Source organism: Saccharothrix sp. CB00851, assembly GCF_001905065.1.
Classification (GTDB): Bacteria; Actinomycetota; Actinomycetes; order Mycobacteriales; family Pseudonocardiaceae; genus Actinosynnema.
Genome location: NZ_LWLC01000001.1, coordinates 51,361 through 76,499 on the forward strand (window position 1 = coordinate 51,361; position 25,139 = coordinate 76,499).

Annotated in this window: 26 protein-coding genes; 15 read left to right on the plus strand and 11 right to left on the minus strand. The window is 68.9% G+C overall.

Annotated elements, in window-relative coordinates:
• Positions 1-248 precede the first annotated feature (248 nt).
• The 4 genes from A6A25_RS00240 to A6A25_RS42715 all read left to right on the plus strand — a co-directional run bounded on the left by A6A25_RS00240 (position 249) and on the right by A6A25_RS42715 (position 4,217).
• Entirely contained in the window at positions 249-458 is a 210-nt protein-coding gene (locus A6A25_RS00240; RefSeq protein ID WP_073885689.1) for a hypothetical protein, read from the plus strand.
• A 34-nt stretch (positions 459-492) separates the two neighbouring features.
• Positions 493-1,020: a hypothetical protein gene (locus A6A25_RS00245; protein ID WP_073885690.1), complete on the plus strand. Its 528-nt coding sequence runs from the start codon at positions 493-495 to the stop codon at positions 1,018-1,020.
• 311 nt (positions 1,021-1,331) lie between these two features.
• Positions 1,332-1,730 (plus strand): tyrosine-type recombinase/integrase, encoded by a 399-nt coding sequence (locus tag A6A25_RS00250; protein ID WP_073885691.1) that lies wholly within the window; start codon positions 1,332-1,334, stop codon positions 1,728-1,730.
• 1,236 nt (positions 1,731-2,966) lie between these two features.
• Positions 2,967-4,217 carry a hypothetical protein gene (locus tag A6A25_RS42715; protein ID WP_143192886.1) on the plus strand — a complete coding sequence of 417 codons (1,251 nt, stop codon included), beginning with the start codon at positions 2,967-2,969 and terminating at the stop codon, positions 4,215-4,217.
• Between the two features lie 16 nt (positions 4,218-4,233).
• On the opposite strand, the gene A6A25_RS00260 is transcribed toward A6A25_RS42715, so the two are convergent.
• A complete protein-coding gene (locus tag A6A25_RS00260; RefSeq protein ID WP_073885693.1) occupies positions 4,234-5,028 on the minus strand; it encodes an inositol monophosphatase family protein in 795 nt (264 codons plus the stop codon).
• Positions 5,028-5,888, minus strand: a complete 861-nt coding sequence (locus A6A25_RS00265) for a DUF5919 domain-containing protein (RefSeq protein WP_241828441.1) — start codon at positions 5,886-5,888, stop codon at positions 5,028-5,030. Before A6A25_RS00265 ends, A6A25_RS00260 begins: the two co-directional genes overlap by 1 nt.
• Before the next feature lie 206 nt (positions 5,889-6,094).
• Here A6A25_RS00265 and A6A25_RS00270 point away from each other — a divergent pair, with 206 nt between their 5' ends.
• From A6A25_RS00270 to A6A25_RS00305, 7 genes are all read left to right on the plus strand, one after another.
• Positions 6,095-6,556, plus strand: a complete 462-nt coding sequence (locus A6A25_RS00270) for a hypothetical protein (RefSeq protein WP_073885695.1) — start codon at positions 6,095-6,097, stop codon at positions 6,554-6,556.
• A gap of 3 nt (positions 6,557-6,559) precedes the next feature.
• Positions 6,560-6,850 (plus strand): hypothetical protein, encoded by a 291-nt coding sequence (locus A6A25_RS00275; protein WP_073885696.1) that lies wholly within the window; start codon positions 6,560-6,562, stop codon positions 6,848-6,850.
• Positions 6,851-7,202: 352 nt separating this feature from the next.
• Positions 7,203-7,673 (plus strand): helix-turn-helix domain-containing protein, encoded by a 471-nt coding sequence (locus A6A25_RS00285; protein ID WP_158073662.1) that lies wholly within the window; start codon positions 7,203-7,205, stop codon positions 7,671-7,673.
• A gap of 309 nt (positions 7,674-7,982) precedes the next feature.
• The gene (locus tag A6A25_RS00290; protein WP_073885699.1) at positions 7,983-9,455 is read left to right on the plus strand and encodes an FtsK/SpoIIIE domain-containing protein; all 1,473 of its coding nucleotides are present in this window, start codon (positions 7,983-7,985) and stop codon (positions 9,453-9,455) included.
• Positions 9,452-11,056, plus strand: a complete 1,605-nt coding sequence (locus tag A6A25_RS00295) for a replication initiator (RefSeq protein WP_073885700.1) — start codon at positions 9,452-9,454, stop codon at positions 11,054-11,056. The genes A6A25_RS00290 and A6A25_RS00295 overlap by 4 nt, the downstream gene beginning before the upstream one ends.
• 18 nt (positions 11,057-11,074) lie before the next feature.
• Entirely contained in the window at positions 11,075-11,263 is a 189-nt protein-coding gene (locus A6A25_RS00300) for a helix-turn-helix domain-containing protein (protein ID WP_073885701.1), read from the plus strand.
• Positions 11,264-11,299: 36 nt separating this feature from the next.
• Positions 11,300-12,520, plus strand: a complete 1,221-nt coding sequence (locus A6A25_RS00305; RefSeq protein WP_073885702.1) for a site-specific integrase — start codon at positions 11,300-11,302, stop codon at positions 12,518-12,520.
• 44 nt (positions 12,521-12,564) lie between these two features.
• Here the strand turns inward: A6A25_RS00305 and A6A25_RS00310 are convergent, their stop codons facing one another.
• The 7 genes from A6A25_RS00310 to A6A25_RS00340 form a co-directional block, all read right to left on the minus strand.
• Positions 12,565-13,728 (minus strand): acyl-CoA dehydrogenase, encoded by a 1,164-nt coding sequence (locus A6A25_RS00310; protein ID WP_073885703.1) that lies wholly within the window; start codon positions 13,726-13,728, stop codon positions 12,565-12,567.
• Positions 13,729-13,780: 52 nt separating this feature from the next.
• Positions 13,781-14,266, minus strand: coding sequence for a 5-(carboxyamino)imidazole ribonucleotide mutase (gene purE / locus A6A25_RS00315; protein ID WP_073886319.1), 486 nt, complete (start codon positions 14,264-14,266; stop codon positions 13,781-13,783).
• Between the two features lie 17 nt (positions 14,267-14,283).
• Positions 14,284-15,480, minus strand: a complete 1,197-nt coding sequence (locus A6A25_RS00320) for a 5-(carboxyamino)imidazole ribonucleotide synthase (protein WP_073885704.1) — start codon at positions 15,478-15,480, stop codon at positions 14,284-14,286.
• A 137-nt stretch (positions 15,481-15,617) separates the two neighbouring features.
• A complete protein-coding gene (locus A6A25_RS00325; protein ID WP_073885705.1) occupies positions 15,618-16,610 on the minus strand; it encodes a hypothetical protein in 993 nt (330 codons plus the stop codon).
• Positions 16,607-17,482 carry an ATP-binding cassette domain-containing protein gene (locus tag A6A25_RS00330; RefSeq protein ID WP_073885706.1) on the minus strand — a complete coding sequence of 292 codons (876 nt, stop codon included), beginning with the start codon at positions 17,480-17,482 and terminating at the stop codon, positions 16,607-16,609. The genes A6A25_RS00325 and A6A25_RS00330 overlap by 4 nt, the downstream gene beginning before the upstream one ends.
• Entirely contained in the window at positions 17,479-17,892 is a 414-nt protein-coding gene (locus A6A25_RS00335; protein WP_073885707.1) for a GntR family transcriptional regulator, read from the minus strand. The genes A6A25_RS00330 and A6A25_RS00335 overlap by 4 nt, the downstream gene beginning before the upstream one ends.
• A gap of 181 nt (positions 17,893-18,073) precedes the next feature.
• Positions 18,074-18,880, minus strand: coding sequence for a GGDEF domain-containing protein (locus A6A25_RS00340; protein ID WP_241828442.1), 807 nt, complete (start codon positions 18,878-18,880; stop codon positions 18,074-18,076).
• A gap of 149 nt (positions 18,881-19,029) precedes the next feature.
• Between A6A25_RS00340 and A6A25_RS00345 the strand changes: the two genes are divergently transcribed.
• The 3 genes from A6A25_RS00345 to A6A25_RS00355 are packed head-to-tail and all read left to right on the plus strand — an operon-like array spanning position 19,030 to position 22,440.
• Positions 19,030-21,300: a sigma-70 family RNA polymerase sigma factor gene (locus A6A25_RS00345; RefSeq protein WP_073885708.1), complete on the plus strand. Its 2,271-nt coding sequence runs from the start codon at positions 19,030-19,032 to the stop codon at positions 21,298-21,300.
• 36 nt (positions 21,301-21,336) lie between these two features.
• Positions 21,337-21,852 carry a GtrA family protein gene (locus tag A6A25_RS00350; protein ID WP_083667873.1) on the plus strand — a complete coding sequence of 172 codons (516 nt, stop codon included), beginning with the start codon at positions 21,337-21,339 and terminating at the stop codon, positions 21,850-21,852.
• A gap of 36 nt (positions 21,853-21,888) precedes the next feature.
• Positions 21,889-22,440: a GtrA family protein gene (locus tag A6A25_RS00355; protein ID WP_073885709.1), complete on the plus strand. Its 552-nt coding sequence runs from the start codon at positions 21,889-21,891 to the stop codon at positions 22,438-22,440.
• Here the strand turns inward: A6A25_RS00355 and A6A25_RS00360 are convergent.
• On the minus strand, positions 22,398-23,294 hold the full coding sequence (locus A6A25_RS00360) for a LysR family transcriptional regulator (RefSeq protein ID WP_158073663.1): 897 nt from the start codon (positions 23,292-23,294) through the stop codon (positions 22,398-22,400). The genes A6A25_RS00355 and A6A25_RS00360 overlap by 43 nt on opposite strands.
• 104 nt (positions 23,295-23,398) lie before the next feature.
• Here A6A25_RS00360 and A6A25_RS00365 point away from each other — a divergent pair, with 104 nt between their 5' ends.
• Complete coding sequence (locus A6A25_RS00365) at positions 23,399-24,325, plus strand: superoxide dismutase (protein WP_073886322.1); 927 nt, start codon at positions 23,399-23,401, stop codon at positions 24,323-24,325.
• Positions 24,326-24,334: 9 nt separating this feature from the next.
• On the opposite strand, the gene hisN is transcribed toward A6A25_RS00365, so the two are convergent.
• Positions 24,335-25,123 carry a histidinol-phosphatase gene (gene hisN, locus A6A25_RS00370; protein ID WP_073885711.1) on the minus strand — a complete coding sequence of 263 codons (789 nt, stop codon included), beginning with the start codon at positions 25,121-25,123 and terminating at the stop codon, positions 24,335-24,337.
• Between the last annotated feature and the right edge of the window lie 16 nt (positions 25,124-25,139).

Consider the following 25,139-nt stretch of genomic DNA (forward strand, 5'->3'; position numbering starts at 1 on the left):
GGCAGAGCCGTCCGATCGGGTGAACTTGAAGAGCCCCCTGCCAGGTCAGGGCAACGGCAGCCCCTCACCTGCCGCTACAGGCTGGGTTGACCACATGATGAGCGTTACTCTTCAAGCGCACGAAGCGGCGTTGACCTGCGGAAATCCACTGATCGGCCTACGGCTCCGTTACCGTTTCGTAGCCGGATGCATGTGTAATTGTCGGTGGGGTATGTGACAGTGAGCAGCCGACGACGAAGGGGGGCGCCATGACTCAGGACACCAAGCGAGGGGTCGAGGTGGTTGAGTTGTCCGAGGTCGAGGCGGCCGCCATGTTCGACAGGGTTACTCGACGTCACATGGGCATCAGCGCAGAGGAGTTCCTGGCCCGGTGGGATGCGGGCGAGTGGACTGACGCCGACCTGGACGACGTTGACGGTCTTGTGGAGGTATGGGCGTACCTGCCCGCTGTACGCTGACCGGCTATGCCGGGCAACGATCCCCACGAGGGCAGTGGCAGACTTCCTGCGCCCCCTCGAAGAGGCGGTGTCGGTACTTGACGGGTACACCAAGCTCCTCGTACTAGGTAAGCAAGGGAGCTACCGCAAGGGCAGGACGTACTCGTGGGCGCTCAACGGAGACGCCGGTCTGGCGATCCGTGGAGTCGGGACCTTCTTTGCTGACATGCACTTCGCGGTTATCGACGCGGACCAGCAGCACTACGAGAAGCTCTATCGTGTCACGACGCTTGGCTACCGCTACGAGCTGGAGGACACAGACGGCAAGACCCAATGGAGGATGCATTGGCATCCCAATGGGCGTAGCCCTGTGGACTACCCGCACATGCACACCCTCCCGGACTTGAAGGCCCACAAACCCACCGCAAGGGTGACCTTCGAAAAAGCTGTCTTATGGTGCATAGCCTCCGGGGCGCCGCTCTGCTGTGAAGTCGAAGAGGCCATGCAGATCCTTGAGGTAACCGAGTCGCTACACCGGTTGCACCGATCTTGGAGCGAGCGGCCCGGCGAACCTCGGGGTTGAACACAAAGAAACACTCCCTCTCCACCGCGTCACATTGAAGAGAGGGGGTGTTTGTCGCGGTGTGGTGCACGTCCGGCGGCAGCTCAAGAAGCTCGGTCGCGATCACGTGTTCGGCCTGCCCAAGAAGGACTCAGAGCGCACGGTACCGCTCCCCGAGGGCACGGCGCAGGTGCTCCGCGAGCACATCCAAAAGTACCCGCCGCAGCCGTTCACGTTGCCGTGGGAGAAGCCGACCGGCGCCCCGGTGACGCACGCGGCTCCTGTTCCGCTGGCTCGATGGCGGACACCTGAAGCCGCCCTACTCCGAGACGGTGTGGAAGCCCTCCATCGCCGCGGCCGGGGTTATCCCGGAGCCGACGAAGGACAGCCGGGGACGGAGGCGATACGTCACCACTCGCAAGGAGGGGACGCACCAGCTGCGCCACTACTTCGTGTCGGTGATGCTGGCCGACGGCGTGAACGTCAAGGAGCTGGCCGAGTACATGGGTCACCACGACGCGGCGTACACGCTGAAGAAGTACGTGCACCTACTGCCGGACGCGCACGACCGCGCCCGGTCGGCGATGGATGCCCGCATGTTCCGGTCCGCGCGCCGTGGGCTGAGGTTTGCCAGGTCCCTCAGGGCCCCAGCACGGGGGCGACAGCGGCACCCGTTCCGTTGCTCGCCGGAGCGGGACGGAATATGGACGGAACACGCGGGGGGACCATGACCGAGAAGACGGCCGGCAGCGGTGCGGACAATGTGCGCACCGCTGCCGCTGACCTGCTCGAACTCAGCCGTTCAGCAATGCGCGGGACATGACCACGCGCTGGATCTGGTTGGTGCCCTCGTAGATCTGGGTGATCTCTCACCTGGGTGGACGCGACCAGGCCATTCGACCTGGAATCGGCCATCTGCCAGGGCTTTGAGCTCTCGATAGTTCTCGTGGTTGCCCGTGATCGCCCGACGCTTGACGGCCTGTGGACGGCCTGGAAGATGATCACGTCGGCCCCTTGGTTCCGCACTGGCGTGTGGGCTGAGGGGCCGTTGGTCGTGGTGGCCGGTGCATGGAAGACGGCGGCCCGGGGGACCGGTGGGAGGAACACGGGAGCCAACTCGGACCGGGGCGTGGGGATGACGGCGGCCCGCCGGACCGGTGCCGGGATGGCCGGCGCGGGCTCGGGGCTGGCCTGGCGGCGGTTGGCGGAGGCGGCGGCCTGGTCCTCCAGCTCGTAGCGTCCCCAGAGTGCGAGCTGTCCGGGGCCGGTGGTCCTGGTGCTCCGCATTGCTGCCTCCCTCTACCGCCTGCCGACAACGGGTCCGGTGGACCTTGGTGGCTGGTCGCCCCCCGTTCCCCGGCCCTTGCCGCAGTTAGCACCGGGACGGCGGTGTCAAGGGTGGCCGTAGGCCATCGCGCAGCGACGCGAAGCGCCCTTGATGCCGGCGGCCCGGTGTTAAACGATCTCGGGGCCATCCGGGGACAGTCAGCGTGAGAGCTGCGCGTTCGGTCGACGCCAGCACCGTGCGGCCTGTGCAGTGGTGTCATCTGCGGTGTCCCGGGAAAGTGAGGCGGCGGGAGCGATGCAGGGTGATCCGGCTGGTAGTGCGCCCATGATCTGCGAGTTTCCGGTCTTCTTGTAGTGGGCTTGGTGCTCCTTGTGTCTGGGGATTCCGTGGTCGACCTGGTACCGCTGTCGGCGGCGCGCTGCCCCAACCACGTGCACCGACTCCGCGCGCGGCCGGCGGGCGGAGCGAAGCGGGAGCCCGGCGTGCCGCGATGCGGGGAGTCGGTGCAACGGTGGGCGGTGCCGGCGTGACAGACCTTGCAGCGCGCCGCCGGCGGCGGCGCGCCTTGATCCCATAGAGCCAAGTTCGGCAACAGAACTGACACTCGAAGAGGTGTAACGGGTTCCGCTCTTCGGACGACACTACTCCTGCCGCTGCAATCTAGGAATGGACGTGGAAGTTGACGGAAGACGTAAACTGGATTCAAAGCGACGGACCTATTGTGGAAATGACGATAGACCACGAAAGGGCAATCGGTCGAATAGTACTCGACACCGGCCACTCGATTGAGTTCCCCATAGACCCTCCACCTGCCGGCGAGAGCGCCGTAAATCGAGCGTCCTACCTGCCGCACGCCGGCATTCTTCGCATGCTCTTGACCAATGGCGCAGAAGTTTCTGCCGAATTAGATTTGCTTGATACGGCTACCGCACGACGTGGACGCCCAGTTATATATCTGGATCAAGGCCATTGGAGCACATTGGCGAATGTTTCCTACAATCCGAAGCGCGTGAGCAAACGAGACATAAAGCCTGCCATTCGACTACTAGAGCTTGCAAACCAAAAAGAGATCATCTTACCGATCTCGTCCGCCCATATGATTGAAACTGGCGCAACCTATGCAACAAAAAGGCAGAATCTTGCATCGACCATGCTGGAAGCTTCGCACGGTTGGATAATGCGCGACCCCCTCGACGTTCGCCAGAGCGAATTGGTATCCACTTTTCTTAAGCGCTATCGGAAGGTCGAACCGAACCCTGCATCGATATTTACCCTGGATCACTCTCTGCTCTACGCAAGAGATGCCACACGTGGGCACCGTTACAGTCCAAGGGGCAAGTCTCCTGCCATCGTACGAGCATTGACACAAAAGCTCGTTGAGGTGCTGTCTACATACGACACCCTTGCCGACCCTCGACGAATCGACGGTGAAAGCGATTCGTCGAAATGGGCAGAGCACCACAGAAATTTAGCCCAGGAAATGGCCCGCAATAAGGAGCGACCCGAAAAGCGGCGGACCCTCGGCATCCTAGCGGCGACCATAGACGTACAAAGAGAGATTGCATTTGCCGCCACGACGGCCGGAGTCTCTACGGACCAACTTAAGGAGTGGTATGAACTGTACCGCGAGCACGATCTGACGCAAATGCCATTCCTTGGCCTGTACGCAGACTCAGTAGCCTTCCGCCTCGCAAATGCACAGCGCAAATGGAGCGGCAATGACCTAATTGACGGCCTATTCCTCTGTTGCGCCACCGCGTATGCTGACGCTGTCGCCGGGGAGCGAGGCGCTACCGAGTATATCAAGCGGTCGTGGGGCTGGAGGTCTGACGCTGCGCCGATTTTCGCAACTCTCCCAGAGTTGCTTCCATACATCGAGGAAAATCTTCTTCCGGCAACTGGCAAGCCAGAAAATGTAGAGCAAGATTGAACGTTGACGCAGAGCTTCAGATAGCCGCCTGAACGAGTGCCAGCAATTGTTCTGCTATCTCAGGTGCAGCAGCGATGGTATGGGTGGCGGTTGAGGAATGTTCATAGCCGGTGCTATCGAGCACGAAGGCTCCGGCCTCGCGGGCAATGAGGACGCCTCCTGCGATGTCGTAGGTCTTGTTGGACAAGATCACTGCGCCGTCGATGCGGCCTTCGGCCAACCACACGAGGTCGTGAGCGGCTGAGCCGAACATGCGGATGCGTTCGACCTCGGCGGCGAGTGCTGCGGTAAGCGCGATGCGCTGCTTGTTCTTGTCGTCGGCACCTTCACCTGTCGCGTAGTCGCCGATAGCGACCATCGCCTTGGACAGCTCGGCCGTCTTGCTGGCCCGAATTCGGCTCCCGTTGACGTAGGCGCCTTGCTCGTGAGCGGCCGAATAGTGCATGTCAAGGTAAGGGAGGACGATCGCGGCGACGATCGCGCGGTCACGTCGCATGAGAGCGAGAGAGACTCCGCACAGGGGCACGCCGTGTACAAAGTTCGACGTGCCGTCGATCGGGTCGAATGCCCAGACGCACTCGCTGTCAGCGGCCTGGTTGCTCGCGCCCTCCTCCTCACCGATGAAACCGATCTCGGGAGTGGTCTCGGCCAAGTAGGCGCGCACCTCGTGCTCAATCCGCACGTCAACGTCGGTGTACGTGTCGCGGTCGGTCTTCTCGGTGACCGTCTGCGGGCGGGTGTGCTTGATCAGGTCGTTCCCGATGCCAACGGCCTTCTGCGCGATTTCGGCCAACTGGTCGAGCTGTCGCATTACGCGGTCTCCTTCGCGCGGTCCCACATCGAGTCGAACACCTGCGAGAAGGTGTCGAACAGGCCGGGAACCGCGTCGTCCTTCTCGATCACGAGCGTAGGGGACTCGACGCCTCGGGCATCGGGCAAGTACGGCTGCACGATGCACTTCACCTGGTCGGTGATGAGGATGTTGTAGCGGATCGGTTCGTCGTAGACGCGGATCGCGAGCTGCCCGCGTGCGTCCGGCGAGACCTTCGAGCCCACTCGGCGCAGGGCCTCGATGTTCAGCCGTGTGAGCATGGACAGGTGACCTGCGGGCAAGCCCTCCTCTTGCTCACGAGCTGCGGTGTTCCTCCCGCTCGGATCGAGGAACAGGGCCTTGACGACGGTTCCGGTCTCGATCGAGTCGAGTAGTGCCCTGTCGGAGTACTGCTGGCACAACACGTTGAGCGACAGTCCGGCGATGTTGATCTCACGTGCGCCGTCGAACAGTGCGCGCGGGGAGACCGTCTGTAGGAACTCGGTCCGGCTCGTGTAGACGGCCGTGACGTCGGCCAAGCGCGTCTGCTGCGGCATCTGCACCGGGCGCGGCGCTGGCTGGGCGGAAGTCGCGGGGCGCTGCGGTGGGGTGACCAGGCTGTCCGCGTCGCCCTCGTGCGGCGCTAGCAACTGCTCGGCGGTCCAGCCGGGGAACATCTTTTCGAGGATGCGGCAGTGATCGGCGTAGGGCAGGCCCAGCAGGTCGCCGGACACCCACCGGTAGAACTGGGCCTTGCTCGGGTACTTGTCTACCAGGTCGTGATCAAGCTGCTTGGCGACGCGGTTGTACTCCTTGCAGAAGGTTCGGTACCCCTGCATGTGGCGTTGCCTGAGCAGCACTCTCAACAGCGTTGACTCTGTGGCCATCCGGTCTCCCCCGCTTGGTCCGTCCAGTCGAGGCTAGCACCGTGACGAGACCAAGACGAGACTATCTGAGTCCGCCACGCAGTAAGCGAGACAGCGACGGACCCTGGACGGGACTTATCGCGGCCGAATCTGAATAGGCAAGCCGCAAAAGAGCGGCCCCTGATCAGAGGAGCGAACCAATGGCGATCAGCAGGGGTTACCGGTTCCCGATCTCGTTCGATGACGCCTTCCCTCAGGGCCTGGTGATGGTCGGGGAAGTCATGCCGGATGTCGAGTACCAGACGCGGGAGGAGAAGGCGGCCGGTCGGCCTGTGCGTCAGCGGGTCGACGAGGCGACGAGCAAGCGGCAGTGGAAGGTGACGGTCACCGACCCGCACGAGCCCAACGCCAAGCGCAAGAGCTTCGAGATCACGTTGCTGGCCGATGTGCAGCCGGTCCCGACCACCGGTGAGGTGTTGCCGGGGATGCGGCCGGTCGAGTTGGACGGCCTGACGGCTGAGCCTCGGATCGCGGGCAACGGGGAGTTCAAGTACCAGTCCTTCCTGTTCCGGGCGACCGGATTCCGGGTGGCGGGGAAGTCGGCGGGTTCGGCTCCGAGCGGCGGCAAGTCGAACGGCAGCGCCGATACCAAGGCGGCCTGAGCCGTGGCGGAGCTTGCCGAGTTGGTGGCACAGTGGCAGAGCGCGTACCGGCGCTACAGCGAGGTGCACGAGACCAACCGTTACGCCAACGCTGATGACCCGGAAGCCGCTGCCCGGATCGCTCCGGCCTATCGGGAAGTCGCCTGGCTGTGGCGGCAGCTCGCTGCGCAGGAGGCGTCCCCGTGGTGGGCCAAGGCTGCGGCACTGCACGCGGCGGACACCTTCGACCACCAGGCGGGCCTGAACGAAGCGGTCGTCAAGGGCAGTCGTTCGGCCGGTGAGGTGGAGCGATGAACGGCGCGGCGGCCACGGCCGTACGTCTATTCCCCGAGCTTGGTCGTCTCGTCGAGTTGGAGGCGGCGGGGTGGTCATTCATCCACCATCGGGACGAGAAGGGCGTCAATCAGGTCGACGCCTTCCGGTCTTGGCCTGGCGGGTGGCTGGACTGTCTCCGGGTGCGGTCGGCTACGGAAGCGATGGGTCTTCGGTCGAACGGCGGTGATCCACCGGGACTGCTGTGGGAGCGGACCGGGGCGTTGGCGGAGGTGGTGGACGCGTTGATCGCGCTTCCCATTCCAAGCGCCCGGACGGCTCCGCGTCTGGTGTTGGGAACTGCTCCGCGGTTGTGGACTCCTGGGGGTCGGAGGTGAGCGAAAAGCGTAAAGCCGCACGTCAACCGGTACGGCGCTCGGTGTACTACCAGGTGTTGGGTGCGCATCTGCGGCAGTTGCGGCGTCGAAAAGGCGTCTCGACGGTGGACATGGCCACGCGGTTCGGGGTGTCGGTGGCGATGTTCTCCAAGATCGAGCACGGATCGCGGGGGCCGAGTCCGGCGGCGTTGGAGATGTACGCCGAGGTCACGGGTGTGCCGCTGCTGGAGCTGTTGGCCGGCGCGGCGGCTCGGCACCGTGAGCGGCTGGACCCCTTCGACCTGCTGTTGCGGGTGGAGCTGCCCGAGCAGGTGCGGGCTTTGGACGGCCTGGCGCTGTACGCGGGCATCCCGGCGCGGCACATGCCCCGGTCACTGCCGCTGCGGCTCACCGACACCTCGGGCGTGATCTTCGGCGCGGCCGATGCCTACACGCGCAGAAGCCCTGCGGAAGCAGGTGATAGCTGACTTAAGTCCTGATTAGACAGACCACGTGATCCGCTGTGGGTCATGTGGCGATGCCGCACGTCCTGTTGCGGCGCAACGCTTTCCGTAAGACGCAGGAGCGGTATCGGGCTACCAACCTCGCCGCTCCTGCGTTGTCCACACCGCGTGGGAGTGAACAACGATGACGGTAGGGCATGGGCGCAAGCACGCGCCAGAGAGGGTCACCCGGACGCGCTGCGCGACCTGTCGCAGGTTCACGCGGCTGCTGCCGGGACAGAGCGAGTGCAACCGGTGCCTCGGGGCGCTCGACCTGGACTTCGGCGGTGCCCGATGAACGGCGGCAGGTGGGTTGATCCGGCTCCGTTCGAGGGCGCGCGGCCTCGGGTTCCGTGGTGGGTCTTGGTGCCGGGCAAGTTGAAGTGGTTGGCGTTCGTGGTGGCGCTGTGCTGGCTGCTGCTGGTCGGCGTCGTGCGCCTGGCGCTCGTCGTCATCCGCTACCCGGTCGTCACACTCGTCCCGGCCTCGGCGGCCTGGTGCTGGTGGCGGTTCGGGCTCTCGCCGCTGGTCCTGGCGCTGCTGTCACTGGTGGCGGCGCTGACTATCTGGTCCGGTCTGGGGCGGGACTCGTTCCTGCGGCACTGCTGGTACCGGCTGGTGACCGAGTGGCGGCGCGCGAAGGTGTACGTCCCGAAGTGGCGCACGGTCATGCGGCTGGCGGACCTGACCAAGGACAACCGGGGACGCGAGTACCGGCCGAAGCTGCGGCGGGTGCGGTCGGAGGGCTGGCGGGACCGCGTTCGAGTGCGGATGGTGCCTGCACAGTCGCCGGAGGCGTGGGAGCTGCGGCGGGACGGCCTGGCGCACTCGTTCAACGCTCGGTCGTGCCGGGTTCGGGTGCTGCGTCCACGGCTGCTGGAACTGGACTTCATCCACCGCGACCCGCTGTCGCGTCCGTTGCCGGTGCCGGCGTTGTCGGACTCGACCGACGTCGATCTCAAGCGGGTGGTCGTCGGTCGGACCGAGACCGGTCGGCCGTGGCGGCTGCGGCTGCTGGGCTCTCAGGTCCTGGTGGTCGGCGTGCCGGGTGCGGGTAAGGGCTCGGTGTTGTGGTCGATCGTGTGGCAGCTCGCGCCGGCGGTCCGTGCGGGCCTGGTGCGGCTGGTCGGGATCGACCCGAAGGGCGGTATGGAGCTGGGCCAGTGCCCGGACGCGTTCGACCGGGTCGTGTACGACAACGGCCGTGAGGCGGTCGAGCTGCTGGAGGAGATCGCCGCCGAGGTCAAGGAACGGGCGTCGCGTTACCGGGGCATCCGCCGGTTGTGGGCGCGTTCGACCGGGGAACCGTTCACGGTCCTGATCGTGGACGAGCTGGCGGACCTGATCGCCTACCAGCCGGACAAGCAGCTGCGGGAGCGCGCGGCACGGGCCATCCAGACGATCACCTCCCAGGGTCGCGCGCCCGGCTACGCGGTCGTGGGCCTGGTCCAGGACCCGCGTAAGGAGGTGGTCGGGTTCCGGCACCTGTTCAGCACCCGTGTTGCCCTGCGGCTGGATGAGCCGCAACAGGTGGACATGGTCTTGGGTGACGGCGTCCGCCAGCGCGGTGCGGCAGCGCACGAGATCAGCGAGAACACGCCCGGCGTGGCGTGGGTCAAGGCCGATGGGCAGCGCGAACCCGACCGGGCTCGGGCCTTCCACGTCACGGACGCGGACCTGGTCGAGCTGGGCTTGTTCTTCGCCAAGGCCACGGTGCACGAGTTCCCCGGTCGACCGGGCGGGACCGAAGGAGGTGCGGCGGCATGAGCGGTGGGACTCGCGCGCAGCGGATGCGTCAACCGATCGCCCTGGACGTGGCCAAGGCTGCTGCCGAGAAGTACGGCGTGTGCGTGCGGCCGTTCACGATGGAAGTGGAGGATCGGGCCACCTATGAAGTCCGCTACGTCGCGGTGCCGTGCGGGTCGACGGTCGAGAGCGTGTGCCTGCCGTGCGCTCGTAAGGCCAAGGCGTTGCGGATGGCCCAGTGCCGTGAGGGCTGGCACATGGCCGAGGAACCCGACTTCATCCCGGCCGCGCCGACCAAGGACCAGACGGAGCTGTTGACGTTCCGCGCGGACCTGGTCAAGGCGTACCGGGACGCGGTCGAGGCGAACGAAGCGGGGGACGCGGACGAGCTGCGGGAGGAGATCCACTCGGTCGACGCGGAACTTCGGCAACTCGGCGTGCGGGGTCGCTTCCCCTCGCCGGACGCACCGCCGAAGCGGCCGGTGAAGCGGTCGACCAAGCGTCGGCAGGACGCGCCGAATCTGCCTCGGCGGCGGGTGGAGAAGCGCACGGTCGGCCGCGAGTACGCCGGCGGCTTTCGGCCCTCGATGTTCGTCACGCTCACCCTCGACACCTACGGGCGGGTGCGCGATGACGGCACTCCGGTGGACCAGGACAGCTACGACTACCGGCGGGCCGCTCGGGATGCGGTGCACTTCGCCTCCCTGGTCGACCGCTGGTGGCAGAACCTGCGGCGGGTCGTCGGGTGGGACGTGCAGTACTTCGCCACCGTTGAACCCCAGCGGCGAGCGGCGCCACACCTGCACGCGGCAATTCGAGGTTCCATCCCGCACGAAGTCATCCGACAGGTCACCGCGGCTACCTACCACCAGGTGTGGTGGCCCAACCACGACCAGCGTATCTACAGCGGTGACCACCTGCCGGTCTGGGACGCGCACGCCAAGGTGTTCGTGGACCCGGACACGCGCACGCCGGTGACCGCCTGGGATGAGGCGGTCGAGCGCGCGGAGGAACCCGCGCACGTGGTGACCTTCGGCCGTCAAGTGCACTCCAAGGGCATCCTCGGCGGCTCGGAGGAAGCCGGACGGCACATCGGCTACCTGACCAAGTACCTCACCAAGTCCATCGGCGAGGTCATCGAGCACACCACCGACCGCCAGCGCCGGCACGCGGACCGGTTGGCGGACGAGCTGGCCGTCACGCCGTGCTCCGACCGGTGCGCGGTCTGGCTGCTCTACGGCGTCCAGCCGCGCGGGGCCAACTCGCGCACAACGCCCGGCCGCTGCAAGGGCAGGGCACACCGCCGAACCACGCTCGGCCTGCCGGGGCGGCGCGTGCTGGTCTCGCGCAAGTGGTCGGGCAAGACGCTGGCCGATCACCGGGCGGACCGGAAGCGGTTCGTCATCGAGGCCCTGGCGGCGGTCGGGATCGAGAAGCCGGAACAGGACACCTCGCACCTCGTCTGGCACAAGGTGCGGCCCGGTGATCCGAACGTGCCACCACGGGCGCACCAACTGATGCACGCGATAGCCGAACGAACGCGCTGGAAGGCGGAATACGACCGGGCGATGCTCGCTGCCGGTGATCCTCCAGAGCTTTCGGCAACTCCGCACGCGGCTTGACCACCTTGGGGGGAAGTCATGACCAGCATTGAACCTCTGTGGGGCGTGGAAGAGGTGTCGGAGTTCCTGGGCGTCCCGATCAAGACGCTCTACCAGTGGAAGTGGCAGCGCGTCGGACCGCCCGTGAAGAAAGTCGGAAAGTACCTGCGGTACGTGCCCGCAAAGGTCCGCGCGTGGGCTGAGCAACCAGACGAACAGGCGGCCTAGAGGTTTCGGCAATTCGACAGACGGGAGGAGTCTGCCGTGGGGCACGTGCAAGATCGCTGGTGGAAGGAGGTCGAAGACCCGGCCACCAAGAAGGTGACCAAGGTCAAGACCTCGATGTACGGCCAGGGGCTTCGCTACCGGGTCCGTTACCTGGACCCAAGCGGAGCCGAGAAGAGCAAGAGCTACCCGGACCGGCAGAAGAAGCGGGCAGATGACTTCCTGCTGGAAGTGGAGTCCAACAAACTGGAGGGCAAGTACGTAGACCCGAAAGCGGGTAAGCGCAAGTTCAAGATGCAAGCCGAGAACTGGATCAAGGCGCAGTCTCCGGATGCCGCTACCCGGGAAGTGCTCAACAGTCGGCTCAAGAGTCGCATTTACCCACATTTCGGTGAGCTGCCGGTCGGCAAGATCAAGCCTGCGACCGTCCGTGAGTGGCTGGGTGTCCTGGAACAGGAGCGGCTGAGCGAGAACTACAAAACGGTGTTGTTCACCATCGTGTCTTCGGTGATGGACTCAGCCGTTGAGGACAAGCTCATCACGGAAAACCCGTGCAAGGCGAAGACGATCAAGCGCCCCACGTCGGTCAGCCCGGACATCATCGTCTGGCTGGAAGATCGAGTGCTGGAGATCGAAGGTGCGATCGAACCTCGGTTCGCGATCGTCTGCCCCCTTGGCGCTGGGTGCGGTCTGCGGCAGGGCGAAATTTTGGGCCTGTCGCCGGATGACGTGGACGACGCCGGGATGGTGCTGCGGGTCCAGCGGCAACTGAGGGTCGTTCGCGGTCAGCTCGTGTTCGCGCTTCCCAAGGGAGGAAAGCGGCGGGTGGTGCCGCTGGCGTCCGGCATCCTGCGGGCCATCAGGGAGCACATGAAGCTCTATCCGCCGGCCGAGGTGACCTTGCCCTGGAAGGACCCGGAGGGCGACGCGGTGACGGTCCGACTCTTGGCCACTGGAGACGGTGGGCGGCTCTACACCGGCGACCTGTTCCACAAGGTCGTCTGGATGGGCGCGTTCCGGGAGGCCGGTCTCATCTACCGCAAGCGGGCGGACGGGATGCACGCGCTGAGGCACTTCTACGCCTCGGTGCTGCTCTCCCAGGGCGTCTCGGTCAAGGAGCTGGCCGAGTACCTGGGTCACTCCGATCCGGGCTTCACGCTCCGCACGTACACGCACCTGGTCCCGTCCAGTCACGAGCGGGCACGGCTCGCTATTAACGGTGTGTTCGGTTCTCAAGATCACGGCCTGGAGGCGGCATGATCATGGAAATCAACCGCCTCCGGGCCGTGGTCAAGATCGTTGATCTAGCCGTTGAGCAGGGCGCGGGACATGACCACGCGCTGGATCTGGTTCGTGCCCTCGTAGATCTGGGTGATCTTGGCGTCACGCATCATCCGCTCCACGGGGAAGTCGCGCGTGTAGCCGGCGCCGCCGAACAGCTGCACGGCGTCCGTCGTCACCTCCATCGCCACGTCGGAGGCGAAGCACTTGGCCGCGGCGGTGATGAAGCCGATGTTCGGTTCGCCCCGCTCGGCCTTGGCGGCGGCGACGTAGACCATGTGGCGGGCGGCTTCGATCTTCATGGCCATGTCGGCCAGCATGAACTGGACGCCTTGGAACTCGGAGATCGACTTGCCGAACTGCTTGCGGTCCTTGACGTAGGCGATGGCGGCTTCCAGGGCGCCCTGGGCGATGCCCACGGCCTGCGCGCCGATCGTCGGACGGGTGTGGTCGAGGGTGCGCAGCGCGGTCTTCAGGCCGGTGCCCGGTTCGCCGATGATGCGGTCCGCCGGGATCGTGCAGTTCTCGAAGTGGATCTCGCGGGTGGGTGAGCCCTTGATGCCCAGCTTGCGCTCCTTCGAGCCCACGACGAAGCCCGGGTCGTCCTTGTGCACCACGAACGCCGAGATGCCCTGGGACTTCTTCGGCGCGTCCGGGTCGGTCACGGCCATGACCGTGTACCACGTCGACTCGCCGGCGTTGGTGATCCAGCACTTCGTGCCGTTCAACACCCAGTGGTCGCCGTCGAGACGGGCACGCGTGCGCATCGACGCCGTGTCCGAGCCGGCCTCGCGCTCCGACAACGCGTACGACGCCATCGCCTCACCCGACGCGATGGACGGCAGCACCTGCTGCTGCAGCTCCTCCGACGCCGACAGCAGGATCGGCATCGTGCCCAGCTTGTTCACCGCCGGGATGAGGGACGACGACGCGCACACGCGCGCCACCTCCTCGATCACGATGCACGTGGCCACCGAGTCGGCGCCCTGGCCGTCGTAGGCCTCCGGCACGTGCACGGCCGCGAAACCCGATTTGACCAACGCGTTCAACGCCTCGACCGGGAAGCGCTCCTGCTCGTCCACGTCCGCCGCGTGCGGCGCGATCTCCTTGTCGGCCAGCGACCGGACCGCCTCGCGCAGCGCCTCGTGCTCCTCGGCGAGCTGGTAGGTACCGAAGCTCGGGTCCACGTTAAGTTACCTCCCGGTAGGGCGTCCTACCAGGATGTTAGCGCGCGTTCACTCACTCCGCCGCTGTGCCCTCCGCAACAGCCCGAAGCGCCGCGTCCTTCTCCAGCACCAGCTCCGACAGCGACGCCTGGAACGCCTCCATCCGCTTCTGCAGGTCCGGGTCCGCCGCCGCCAGGATCCGCACGGCGAGCAGGCCGGCGTTGCGCGCGCCGCCCACGGACACCGTCGCCACCGGCACGCCCGCCGGCATCTGCACGATCGACAGCAGCGAGTCCATCCCGTCCAGGTACTTCAACGGCACCGGCACGCCGATCACCGGCAACGCCGTCGCCGACGCCACCATGCCCGGCAGGTGCGCCGCCCCACCGGCACCGGCGATGATCACCCGCAGCCCGCGCGACGCGGCCGTGGCGGCGTAGTCCAGCATCCGCTGCGGCGTGCGGTGCGCCGAGTAGACGCCGACCTCGTAGGTCACGTCGAACTCGGCCAGCGCCTCGGCCGCCGCCTTCATCACCGGCCAGTCCGAGTCACTGCCCATGATCACGCCGACGTGCGTCACTGCTGCCCTCCGTGGATGTCGTACCCGTCCAGCCACACGCCGTCGGACAGCCAGTGCGCCGCGAGCCGGGCCCGCTGCCGCACGTCGTCCATCCGCTCACCGAGCAGCGTCACGTGACCGATCTTGCGCCCCGGCCGCTCCGCCTTGCCGTACAGGTGCACGTGCGCGTCGGGGAACCGGGCGAACAGGTGGTGCAGCCGCTCGTCGGGCCCCATCTCGGGCGCGTCCGCCGCACCGAGGACGTTGGCCATCACGACGGCGGGCGCGGCGAGGTCCGTCGCGCCGAGCGGGTAGTCCAGCACGGCCCGCAGGTGCTGCTCGAACTGCGAGGTCCGGGCGCCCTCGATGGTCCAGTGGCCGGAGTTGTGCGGGCGCATGGCGAGCTCGTTGACGACCAGCCCGTCCGCGGTCTCGAACAGCTCGACGGCCAGCAGGCCGACCACGCCCAGCTCGGCGGCGACGTTCAGCGCCAGCTCCTGCGCCCGCTCGGCCAGCGCGGGGTCCACGTCCGGCGCGGGCGCCAGCACCTCGACGCAGATCCCCTCCTGCTGCACGGTCTGCACCAGCGGCCACGCCGCGCCCTGGCCGAACGGCGAGCGCGCGACCAGCGCGGACAGCTCCCGGTGCATCGGCACGCACTGCTCGACCATCAACGGGGTGCCGGCGGCCAGCAGCTCGGGCACGACCCGCTGCGCGCTCTGCGGCGTGTTCAGCATCCACACGCCACGGCCGTCGTAGCCGCCGCGCACCGCCTTCAACACGCACGGCCACCCGTGCTCCGCGCCGAACCTGAGCACGTCGGCGGCGTCGTGCACGGCGGTGAACGGCGGCACGGGCGCACCCAGCGCGGCCAGCCGTTCCCGCATGACCAGCTTGTCCTGCGCGTGCACCAGCGCGTCCGGCCCGGGGAACACCTTCACGCCGTCGGCGACCAGCGCGTGCAGGTGCTCCTGCGGCACGTGCTCGTGGTCGAACGTGACGACGTCGCACGACTTGGCGAACGCGCGCAACGCGTCCAGGTCGGTGTGCTTGCCCAGCTCCACGTCACGCGCGACGAGCGCGGCGGGGTCGGAGTCCGACTCGGCGAGCACCCGCAGCGACTGGCCGAGCGGGATGGCGGCCTGGTGCGTCATGCGGGCGAGCTGGCCGCCGCCGATCATGCCGACGACGGGGAGACGAGTTCGGGAGTCCACGGTTTCGTGATTCTACCTGCACAAACGCGGTGCTCCGGACCGGGTGCGGAAGCCCCGCGCGCTGCTGGAGCGCGCGGGACCCCTCAGCAGGGCCGCCGCGGTGCGAAGGCGACAGGCCCGGTCCTGGCGGACCGCGATCAGACCCGACGCGCCCGGCGCACGGTCACGAAGGTCAACGCGAGCAGGCCCGCGGCGAGCACGATGAAGATCGCGGACTCGACCAGCTGGAACGGCACGAGCCGCTCCGCCGGGTGGTACTCCCGGAAGAACAGCACGCCGTTGTCGTCCATGCACTTGGTGTAGGCATCGCTGTCCTGGACGTCCGCACACGTCGAGGGGAACGGGATCTCCTGGCCGTCCGCCCCCGCGAACCCGCTGTTCACCGTCCACGAATCATCACCGGGGCCGTCCCACGACCTCTGGTAGGCCCCGTACGTCTGCACCTCGCGCAACGGCGCCTGGAAGTTCGGCCGCAGCACACCCGCCACGACCACGCGCGTCGCCAGGAACGCCCCGAGGGCGAGGCCCATCGACAGCACCGTGCGCCGGGTGAGGGCACCGAGCGCCAGCCCGAGCGCGAAGCCGAACGCCGCGTACCCGGCCTGGACCACCGGCACCACCTCGAACGCCGGCATCTCGAACGCCGAGATGGGCGACCGGTCCGCGGCGTTGAAGCTTTCGATCAGCCTCGACGACGCCAGCCCGACCACGACGGCCAAGGCGACGGCGGGCACGCCGAGCAGCACCACCTTGCCCACCAGCCAGCGGGTCGGGCTGATGTCCTGGCTCCACACCACCAGGTGCGTGCGCTGCTCGTACTCGCGCGCGAGCACCGGCGCCGCCCAGAACACCGCGATGGCCAGGCCGACCGCCATCGGCGCCAGCATCACCAGGCTGCCCAAGTTCATGAAGCGCCAGCGCGAGTACATCGCCTGCAGGTCGCCGGTGGAGTCGATCCGCCACGCGACGGTGAGCGCCACCGCGACGACCGCGACGACGGCGACCACCATGCCGATGATCGCCCACCGGTGCTGGCGCCAGGTCAGCCACATCAGGTCACCCCACCCGACGCGGGTGCGCTTGGTCACGGGCGCGGCGGTCGTCGTGCCCGCCGTCGTGGTCGCGCTCATCCGCGGACCTCCTTCCGGGTGGCTTCGAGCTGGGCGAGCACGTAGTCCTCCAACGTCGGCGCGCGCTCGACCCACGGGCCCGCCACCACGGGCCGCGGCTGCCCCTCGGGCAGCTCGACCAGGAACGTGGACTGGCGGTCGGTGTGGCGCGCCTCCACGACCTCGCCCAACGCGGGCGGCACGTCCGAGCGCGGACCGGTGTAGCTGACGTGCCTGCCGAGCAGTTCGTCCAGGTCACCGCCCGCCAGCAGCCGTCCGTGCGCGAGCAGCAGCAGGTAGTCGGCCACGCCGGACAGCTCGGCCACGACGTGCGTGGACAGCAGCACGGTCATGCCGGTCTCGTCGACCTCGCCCAGCAGCTCGGCGGTCACCTCGCGGCGGGCCAGCGGGTCGAGGTTGGCCAGCGGCTCGTCCAGCATGAGCACGTCCGGCCGCGAGCCGATGGCCAGCGCGAACGCCACCTGTGCCTGCTGGCCGCCGGACAGCTTGCCGCACGACCGGTCCAGCGGGATCTCGAAGCGCGCCAGCCAGCGGCGGGCCCGCGCCTCGTCCCACACGACGTTGAGCCGCGCGCCCAGGCGCAGCATGTCGGCCGCCGAGAAGTGCCGGTAGACCGGCTTCTCCTGCGACACGAACGCCACCCGGCCCGCCGCGCCCGCCGACCCCTCGTCGGCGTCGAGGAGTCCGGCCAGGACGCTCATCAACGTCGTCTTGCCGGCGCCGTTCGCGCCGACCAGTGCCGCCACCCGTCCCGCGGGCAGCTCGAACGTGCAGTCCCGCAACGCCCACTTGGCACGGTAACGCTTGCCCAGCGCCTGCGCCCGCACCGCGACCGCGGTGCTGTCGACGACGGACCCGACCGCAGTGCTCACCGGACCGCCACCCCCTCCCCTGTTGTCACCTGGTCGCCGTCCTCGTCGGCGAGGACCGAACGCACCAACGCGTCGACGTCCTCGGCGTCCAACCCCGCTTCACGCGCCTCGCGGACCCACTCGGCCAGCCTCGTTCTCAGCGCGGCCATCACCTCGGGGTCGGTCGAGCCGAGACCGGCCTTGATGAAGGTGCCCGAGCCCTGACGCGCTTCGACCAGGCCGGACAGCTCCAGTTCGCGATAGGCCTTGAGCACCGTGTTCGCGTTCACACCACTCCTCGCGACGACGTCGCGGACGGTCGGCAGCCGGTCTCCCGGCCCCAGCCAGCCCAGGCGCAGCGCCTCCCGCACCTGGCGCACGAGCTGGAGGTAGGCGGGGAGGCCGCTGGACCGGTCGATGCGGAACTCCACCCGGCGCCTCCGAATTGTGTCACTCAACTAAGACACTAGAAGACCATCACGCCCACCGGCCTGTCAAACCGCGGAAAGGGTGAGGAGCCCGGCGCACTGGGAGGGGGCAGGCACCGGGCTCCTCGGGGGGAGGGGAGTCTTCAGTTGTCGGGCGCCGGACAGGGGTTCGGCGCCCGTGGCGCTACCGACCGAGCCGCGACAGCAACGCCACCGCGTCCTCGCAGGTCGGGGGCAGTTCCTCCAGCCAGACCTCGACCGGACCGGTGGGCGCGACGTGCGGGTCGACCGCCAGCCGGTCCGCGGTGAGCACCCGCAGGTTGGTCACGGCCCGCGCCAGGTGCCGGTCTCGGCGCAGCAGCACGCAGGCCACCGACGACCCGATCGAGGCCACCGTCTCACCCGAGTCGAACACCTCCTTCAGCGCGTCGGCCAGCAAGGTCATCGCCACCACGCGCGACCACCCGGACGTGCGGGACAGGTCGAGCGCCACCAGCACGAGCACGTGGTCCTGGCGACCGGCGGCCCGTGCCTCCGCGTACACCTCGCGCAGCCGCGTGCGCAGGTACGCGGGCGTGGCCAGACCGGTCAGCGGGTTGTCGGCGGCGCAGTTCGCCGCACGCTTGGTCATCACGTCACCCCAGCCCAGCGCGGCGGGGCGCAGCATCGGCACCGGGATCGCGTCCACGCTCGCCGACACGATGCCGGTCGAGCCGGGCGGCTCCTCCAGCACCGCGTGCAGCGCCGCCAGGTCCAGCAGCGTCTCGGCCAGCCCGGCGCCCGCCTCGGCGCGCGCGCCACCCAGCCGGTACAGCTGCGTGCTCGCGTCGTCACCGTCCAGCACGGCCCGGCACACGTCGTCCACCTCTGCCAACGGCCAGTCCGCCGGGAACGCCCAGCCCGCGGCCATCGTGGCGGTGCGCCACCTCGACCGCAGTGCCCGCGACCCTTCAGCGCCGGAGCGCCGTGCGACCGCTTCCCGAACACCCACCCGGATGCCTCCTCGACGTTGGATTCCGCCTACGAGACGTGGCCGGCCGTCATCCATGACGGCATTCGCTCCACCCAGTCGGGGGGTTTGAGGTGACGGTGCGCGACTTCGTGCGCAACACTGACGCCGCGCGAGGAGGGAAGAAACACGTGGCGACCGTTCCTGCAGAAGTCCAGGGACCGAGCGACGCGGAGCTGATCGACTCCGTGCGCGCCGGGAACATCGATGCCTACGGGCAGCTCTACGAGCGTCATGTGACCGCCGCGTACAACCTGGCCCGCCAGCTCGCCAGGTCGTCCGCCGAGAGCGACGACCTGGTCTCGGACGCGTTCGCGAAGGTCCTCGACACGCTGCGCGCCGGTCGTGGGCCGGACTCGGCGTTCCGCGCCTACCTGCTCACCGCGCTGCGCCACACCGCGTACGACAAGACGCGGCGGGACCGCAAGCTCGAACTGGCCGACGACGTCGCCGAGGTCGCACCCGAGGCGACCAGCGTGCCGTTCTCCGACACCGCCGTGGCCGGGCTGGAGCGGTCGATGGCGGCCAAGGCGTTCGCCCGGCTGCCCGAGCGCTGGCAGACCGTGCTGTGGCACACCGAGATCGAGGGCCAGTCCCCCGCCGAGGTCGCGCCGCTGCTCGGCCTGACCGCCAACGGCGTGTCCGCGCTGGCCTACCGCGCCCGTGAGGGTCTGAAGCAGGCGTACCTGCAGGTGCACCTGGCCGAGACGCAGGCCGAGCGCTGCCGCGCCACCGTCGACCGGCTGGGCGCGTGGACCAGGGGCGGGCTGTCCAAGCGGGAGACCACGCAAGTCGAAGCTCACCTGGACGAGTGCACGAGCTGCCGGGCGCTGGCCGCCGAGCTGGCCGACGTCAACGGCGCGCTGCGCGGGATCATCGCGCCGCTGGTGCTCGGCGTCGGCGCGACCGGCTACCTGGCCACGCTCGGCGCGGGCACGGCCAAGGCCGTCACGGTCGCCGCCGCGGCCGCGGGCACGGGTGGCGCCGCCGGTGCCGCCGCGTCCGCACCGCGCCAGTTCCTCGGCGCCGCCGCCTCGGCCGCCGCGCTGGCTATCGCCGTGGCGATCGGGCTGGCCGCGGGTGACGACCAGCAGGTGCCCGCGGCGCAGGCCGCGCCGGTGTCGACCGCGCAGCCTGCGGCGCCCACCCAGCCACCGGTGCCGAACCCGCCGCCACCGCCCTCGCCCGAGCCGTCGCCGCAGCCCGCTCCCACCACCGAACCCGCGCCCGTGCCGCCACCGGCACCCGCGCCGACACCGGCGCCCGCCCCCGCGCCCGAGCCGGAACCGACGCCCGAGCCGCAGCCGGCACCGGCGGACCTGGTGCCGGTCGTGCCCAGCGGGTTCTCCCTGACGCCCGGTGAGGCACCGGTCGACCTGCCGATCACCGTGCGCAACGCCGGTGAGACGGCGTCCGAACCGGTGACCGCCGCGCTCGACCTGCCGCCCGGTGTCCGGTCCGCCGGCCCCGTCGCGTCGTTCGCGGGCGGGCGGCTGGTCCAGCTCGACGGCGCGACCGACCAGACCGTGGCCTGCCCGGCGGGCATCGGCACGGTGACGTGCACCTCCGCCGACGGCATCGCACCCGGCGGCACGGCGACGTTCGTCTTCCGCGTCCAGGCCGACGACAACGCCACCACCGGCCGGATCACCGGCACGGTGAGCGCGGGCACGACGCTGAGCGTGGCGATCGCGGTCGACGTCGTGGTCCGACCGGTGCACGACGACCTGGAACTGCTGGTCGACAAGTGGCAGCACGGGTTCTGGGACCCGCGGCTGGACATCAGGGCCACCAACACCGGCGGCCGGGCGGGCGACCTGCGCCTGGTCGTGGAGTCCGACGAGCACATCGTGCTGGTCTCGCTGTGGCCGGGCTGCGAGCGGTCCTGGAGCCGGGTGGTGTGCGAGGTGCCGCTGGAGCGCGGCGAGTCGTTCCGGCTGGCCGTCTGGGCGTTCGGCCACCCCCACCACGAGGGTGTGGTGCGGGTCTCGGCGACGCTGGGGACGGCGGAGGAGAGCGTCGAGGTGCCGATCTCGCTGCGCCCCGGCGGCGGCCACCCCCACTTCCCGGAACCACCGGGCGGCACGACCACGAACACGACCACCCCGACGCCGACCACCACCCGCACGACGCCACCGACCACCACGACGACGGCCGGTCCGACGACGCCGACGACCACCGACCCGTCGTCTCCTCCGGCACCGTCGACGACCCCGCCGACCACGACCACCGAGCCGTCCGCACCGACCACGACGCAGCCCACGCAGCAACCGACCCCCACGCCGACCACGACCACGGCCACGCCGCCACCCACGCGCACCGAACCGTGCCGGCCCAGGCCGCCGTGGCTGCCCCCGGGTTGGGACGACCCTTTCCCCGGCCGCTGCGGTACCCCTTCGTGATCGTTCGGTCACGCGGCTCGGTAGCCTGCCCCGGTGCTGCCACTCGTGCGCCGGGTTTTGGGCCTGCTCCCGGAACCGGTCCGGTTCCTGATCAACAAGCACCGTGAGCTGATCCGGTTCGCCGTGGTCGGCGGCACGACGTTCGTGATCGACAACGGTGTCTGGTACGCGTTGAAGCTGACCGTGCTGCAGGACAAGGTCGTCACGGCCAAGGCCATCGCGGTGCTGGTGGCGGTCATCTCGTCGTACGTGCTCAGCCGCGAGTGGTCCTTCCACACCAGGGGTGGGCGTGAGCGACACCACGAGGCGGCGTTGTTCTTCGTGGTCAGCGGCATCGGCATCGGGGTGAACCTGCTGCCGCTGTACGTCTCGCGGCACGTGTTCGACCTGCACTCGGAGATCGCCGACTTCGCCGCCGGCTCGGTGATCGGCATGCTCCTGGCCACGGGTTTCAAGTTCTGGGCGATGCGGAAGTTCGTCTTCCCCCAGGCGGGCGCCCGCCCGTCGGTGCGGCCGCTGCACGTCGTCGCCGAGGAACGCGAAGTGGCCTGAACAGGCCTTTCACCCCGCTTTCCGTACACTGCCAAGGTGTCCGTTGTCGAAAGCGTCGTCCTCCACCTGCCCGAACCGCTGCGCTCCCTGGCCCTCAAGCACCGAGAGCTGCTGAAGTTCGCCGTGGTCGGCGGCACCTGCTTCGTGATCGACACGGCCATCTTCATCGGCCTCAAGACCACCGTGCTGAGCGAGAAGCCGGTCACCGCGAAGATCGTGGCGACGCTGGTGGCCACCATCGTGTCGTACGTGCTCAACCGCGAGTGGTCGTTCAAGACCAGGGGCGGGCGTGAGCGAGCCCACGAGGCGGCGCTGTTTTTCCTCGTCAACGGCATCGGCATCGCGCTGAACTCGATGCCGCTGTGGGTGTCGCGGTACCTGCTGCACTTCCAGGAGCCGCACGTGAGCAGGCTCGGCGAAGAGGTCGCCGACTTCATCAGCGCCCAGATCATCGGCACCCTGATCGCCATGGCGTTCCGCTGGTGGGGTTATAAGAAGTGGGTCTTCCCGGAAGCCGACTTCCGCCCACGCCGCGTCACCAGGGCCTACGACCGCCCCGACGACGAGGAACCGCCCGGCCGTTCCTGACCGGCGGCGCAGGCGATCACGAGGGCGGCCGACGGCGACGGGTCACGCCGCCACACCAGTTCGAGGTCCGGCGCGGGCACGCGGTCCGCGAACGGGATCATGACCGCGTCCGGGGGCAGGTGGTCGCCCAGGGTGCGCGGCACCAGCTGGTACACCTCACCGGGCGCGAGCTCGTCGAACCGGCGCCACCCGGGCAGCTTGGTGTCCTCGATCTCCGGGACGTGACCGAGCGCGGCCAGCAGCGCGGCGCGGTAGCCGGGCATGTGCCGCCGGGACAGCAGCAGTCGACTGCCGACCAGGTCCGCCGGGGTGACCGAGTCCCGGTCGGCCAGGGGGTGGGCCGAGCCGACGACCACGATCAGGTCCTCCCGCTGGAACGTGGTCCGGTCCAGCTCCGGGTGCTCGGGCACGCTCCGGGACAGCACCAGGTCGAACCTCTTCCCGACCAGCCCGTCCACCAGCTCCACCGACCACGCCTCGGTCTGGTCGACGCCCAGGCCCGGATAGCGCTCGCGGACGGCGTCCACGAGTCGGGGCACCGCGCCGTACGCGGCACTGGTGACGTACCCGAGGCGGACCGTGCCGAACTCGCCGCGCCCGGCCGCCCTGGTCAGCTCGGCCAGCCGGTCGGCGTCGTCGAGGATGCGGCGCGCGGATGCCACGAACACCCGCCCGGCCTCGGTGAGCCCGGTCGGCCGCCGGGTGAACAGGGCGACCCCAAGCCCGCGTTCCAGGTCGCCGATCTGCCGGCTGAGCGCGGGTTGGGCGACGCGCAGCCGGTCGGCGGCCCGCTGGAAACCGCCCTCGTCGGCGACCGTCACCACGTAGCGCATCAGCCGCAGGTCGATCGACATCATCGGAGGGTATGTCGGGATGCCCAAGCGATATTGGCGGTTCGGGGCAACCGGTGACGACACTGGCGCCAGGTGATCGTTTTCCCGGGAGGGGTTTTTCGATGATGCGCAGGCGCACCGCGTTGGCGGCGGCCGTGGGGTTCGGGGTGGCGGCCGTGCTGCCGTCGACCGCCGCGGCGACGGCGATGCCGACGGAGTTCCCGCTGCCGGACGGGTTCATGCCGGAGGGCATCGCGATCGGCGCGTGGCCGATGGCCTACTTCGGCTCCCGCGCCGACGGCACGATCTACCAGGTGGCGCTGGCCACCGGACGGGGCCGGGTGCTCAGCGCGGGCACCGGCACGCCGTCGCTCGGCCTCAAGGTCGACTCGGCGCGGCGCCGGCTGTTCGTGGCGGGCGGCTCCGGCGGCGACGTCCGGGTGGTCGACGCCTTCTCCGGTCGGGTGCTGCGCGGCTACCGGCTCGCCGAGGGCGAGTCGTTCGTCAACGACCTGGTGATCACCCGGGACGCGGTGTGGCTCACCGACTCGTTCCAGCCGGTGCTGTACCGGCTGCCGCTCGGGCCGCGCGGTGAACTGCCCCACCCCGATCGGATCACCCGCCTCCGGTTGACCGGCGACCTGGTCCACGTGCCGGAGGTGGCCAACGCCAACGGCATCGTCACCACCCCGGACGGCGACGCGCTGCTGATCGGCCAGACCTCCACCGGCAAGCTGTTCCGGGTGGCCCCGGACACCGGCGTGACCACCGAGGTCGACCTGGGCGGCGAAGCGCTGGAGCGCAACGACGGCCTGCTGCGCGAGGGCCGCGGCCTCTACGTGGTGCAGAACCGGGTGAACCTGTTCGCCAAGCTGGAGCTGAGCCCGGACGCGCGCCGCGCCGAAGTCGTGGCGAGGGTGACCGACCCGCGGTTCGACGTGCCCGCGACCGTCGCCGCCTGGGGCGACCGGTTCTACCTGGTCAACGGGCGGTTCAGCACGCCGCCGACGCCGACCACGACCTACGGCGCGATCGCGCTGGACAAGTTCTGACCGCCCGGTTCAGCGGCCTTCGGCGAGCACCGCAAGCACCGCGTCGTGCAGGTGGCCGTTGGTGGACAGCACGTTGCCACCGTCGAAGCGCGCCACGCCACCGAGGTCGCTGAACCGGCCACCGGCCTCCGTCACCAGCACCTGGAACGGCGCCACGTCCCACGGGTTCACGATCGGCTCCGCGGCCACGTCGATCGCACCCTCCGCGACCAGGCAGTGCTGCCAGAAGTCGCCGAACGCCCGGTTCTCCCAGCACGCGTCGACCAGCGCCAGGTACGCCTCGCGCGAGTGGTACTCGCTCCACGTGCCCAGGTGCGTGGTCGACAGGTAGGCGTCGGACAGCTCGCGCACCGCCGACACCGAGATCGGCCGCTCGCCTGAGGCGTCACGGGTGTGCGCGCCGCCGCCCGTCGAAGCCCACCAGCGCCGGCCCAGCGCGGGCGCGCTCACCACGCCGACCACCGGCGCACCGTCCACGACCAGCGCGATCAGCGTCGCCCACACCGGCACACCGCGCAGGAAGTTCTTGGTGCCGTCGATCGGGTCGAGCACCCACGTCCGGCCGTCGCCCGCCGTGCCGCCGCCGCGTTCCTCGCCCGCGATCAGGTCGTCCGGCGCCTCGGCCGCGAGCACCGCGCGGATGGCGTCCTCGACCGCCGTGTCCGCGTCGGTCACCGGGGTGCGGTCGGGCTTGCGCTCGACGACGAGGTCCAGGGCGCGGAACCGGGCGGTGGTGATCTTGTCGGCCTCGTCCGCCAGGCGGAGGGCCAGGGACAAGTCTGCGCGAAGGTCGGACACGCACGGGATCGTGCCA

What these genes read in the sequence shown, in the direction of transcription:
- A6A25_RS00240 (WP_073885689.1), top strand. Translation starts at nt 249, where the DNA reads ATGACTCAGGACACCAAGCGAGGGGTCGAGGTGGTTGAGTTGTCCGAG.
- A6A25_RS00260 (WP_073885693.1), bottom strand. Translation starts at nt 5,028, where the DNA reads ATGCGACAGCTCGACCAGTTGGCCGAAATCGCGCAGAAGGCCGTTGGC.
- A6A25_RS00270 (WP_073885695.1), top strand. Translation starts at nt 6,095, where the DNA reads ATGGCGATCAGCAGGGGTTACCGGTTCCCGATCTCGTTCGATGACGCC.
- A6A25_RS00290 (WP_073885699.1), top strand. Translation starts at nt 7,983, where the DNA reads ATGAACGGCGGCAGGTGGGTTGATCCGGCTCCGTTCGAGGGCGCGCGG.
- A6A25_RS00295 (WP_073885700.1), top strand. Translation starts at nt 9,452, where the DNA reads ATGAGCGGTGGGACTCGCGCGCAGCGGATGCGTCAACCGATCGCCCTG.
- A6A25_RS00300 (WP_073885701.1), top strand. Translation starts at nt 11,075, where the DNA reads ATGACCAGCATTGAACCTCTGTGGGGCGTGGAAGAGGTGTCGGAGTTC.
- purE (WP_073886319.1), bottom strand. Translation starts at nt 14,266, where the DNA reads ATGGGCAGTGACTCGGACTGGCCGGTGATGAAGGCGGCGGCCGAGGCG.
- A6A25_RS00325 (WP_073885705.1), bottom strand. Translation starts at nt 16,610, where the DNA reads ATGAGCGCGACCACGACGGCGGGCACGACGACCGCCGCGCCCGTGACC.
- A6A25_RS00360 (WP_158073663.1), bottom strand. Translation starts at nt 23,294, where the DNA reads ATGTCGATCGACCTGCGGCTGATGCGCTACGTGGTGACGGTCGCCGAC.
- A6A25_RS00365 (WP_073886322.1), top strand. Translation starts at nt 23,399, where the DNA reads ATGCGCAGGCGCACCGCGTTGGCGGCGGCCGTGGGGTTCGGGGTGGCG.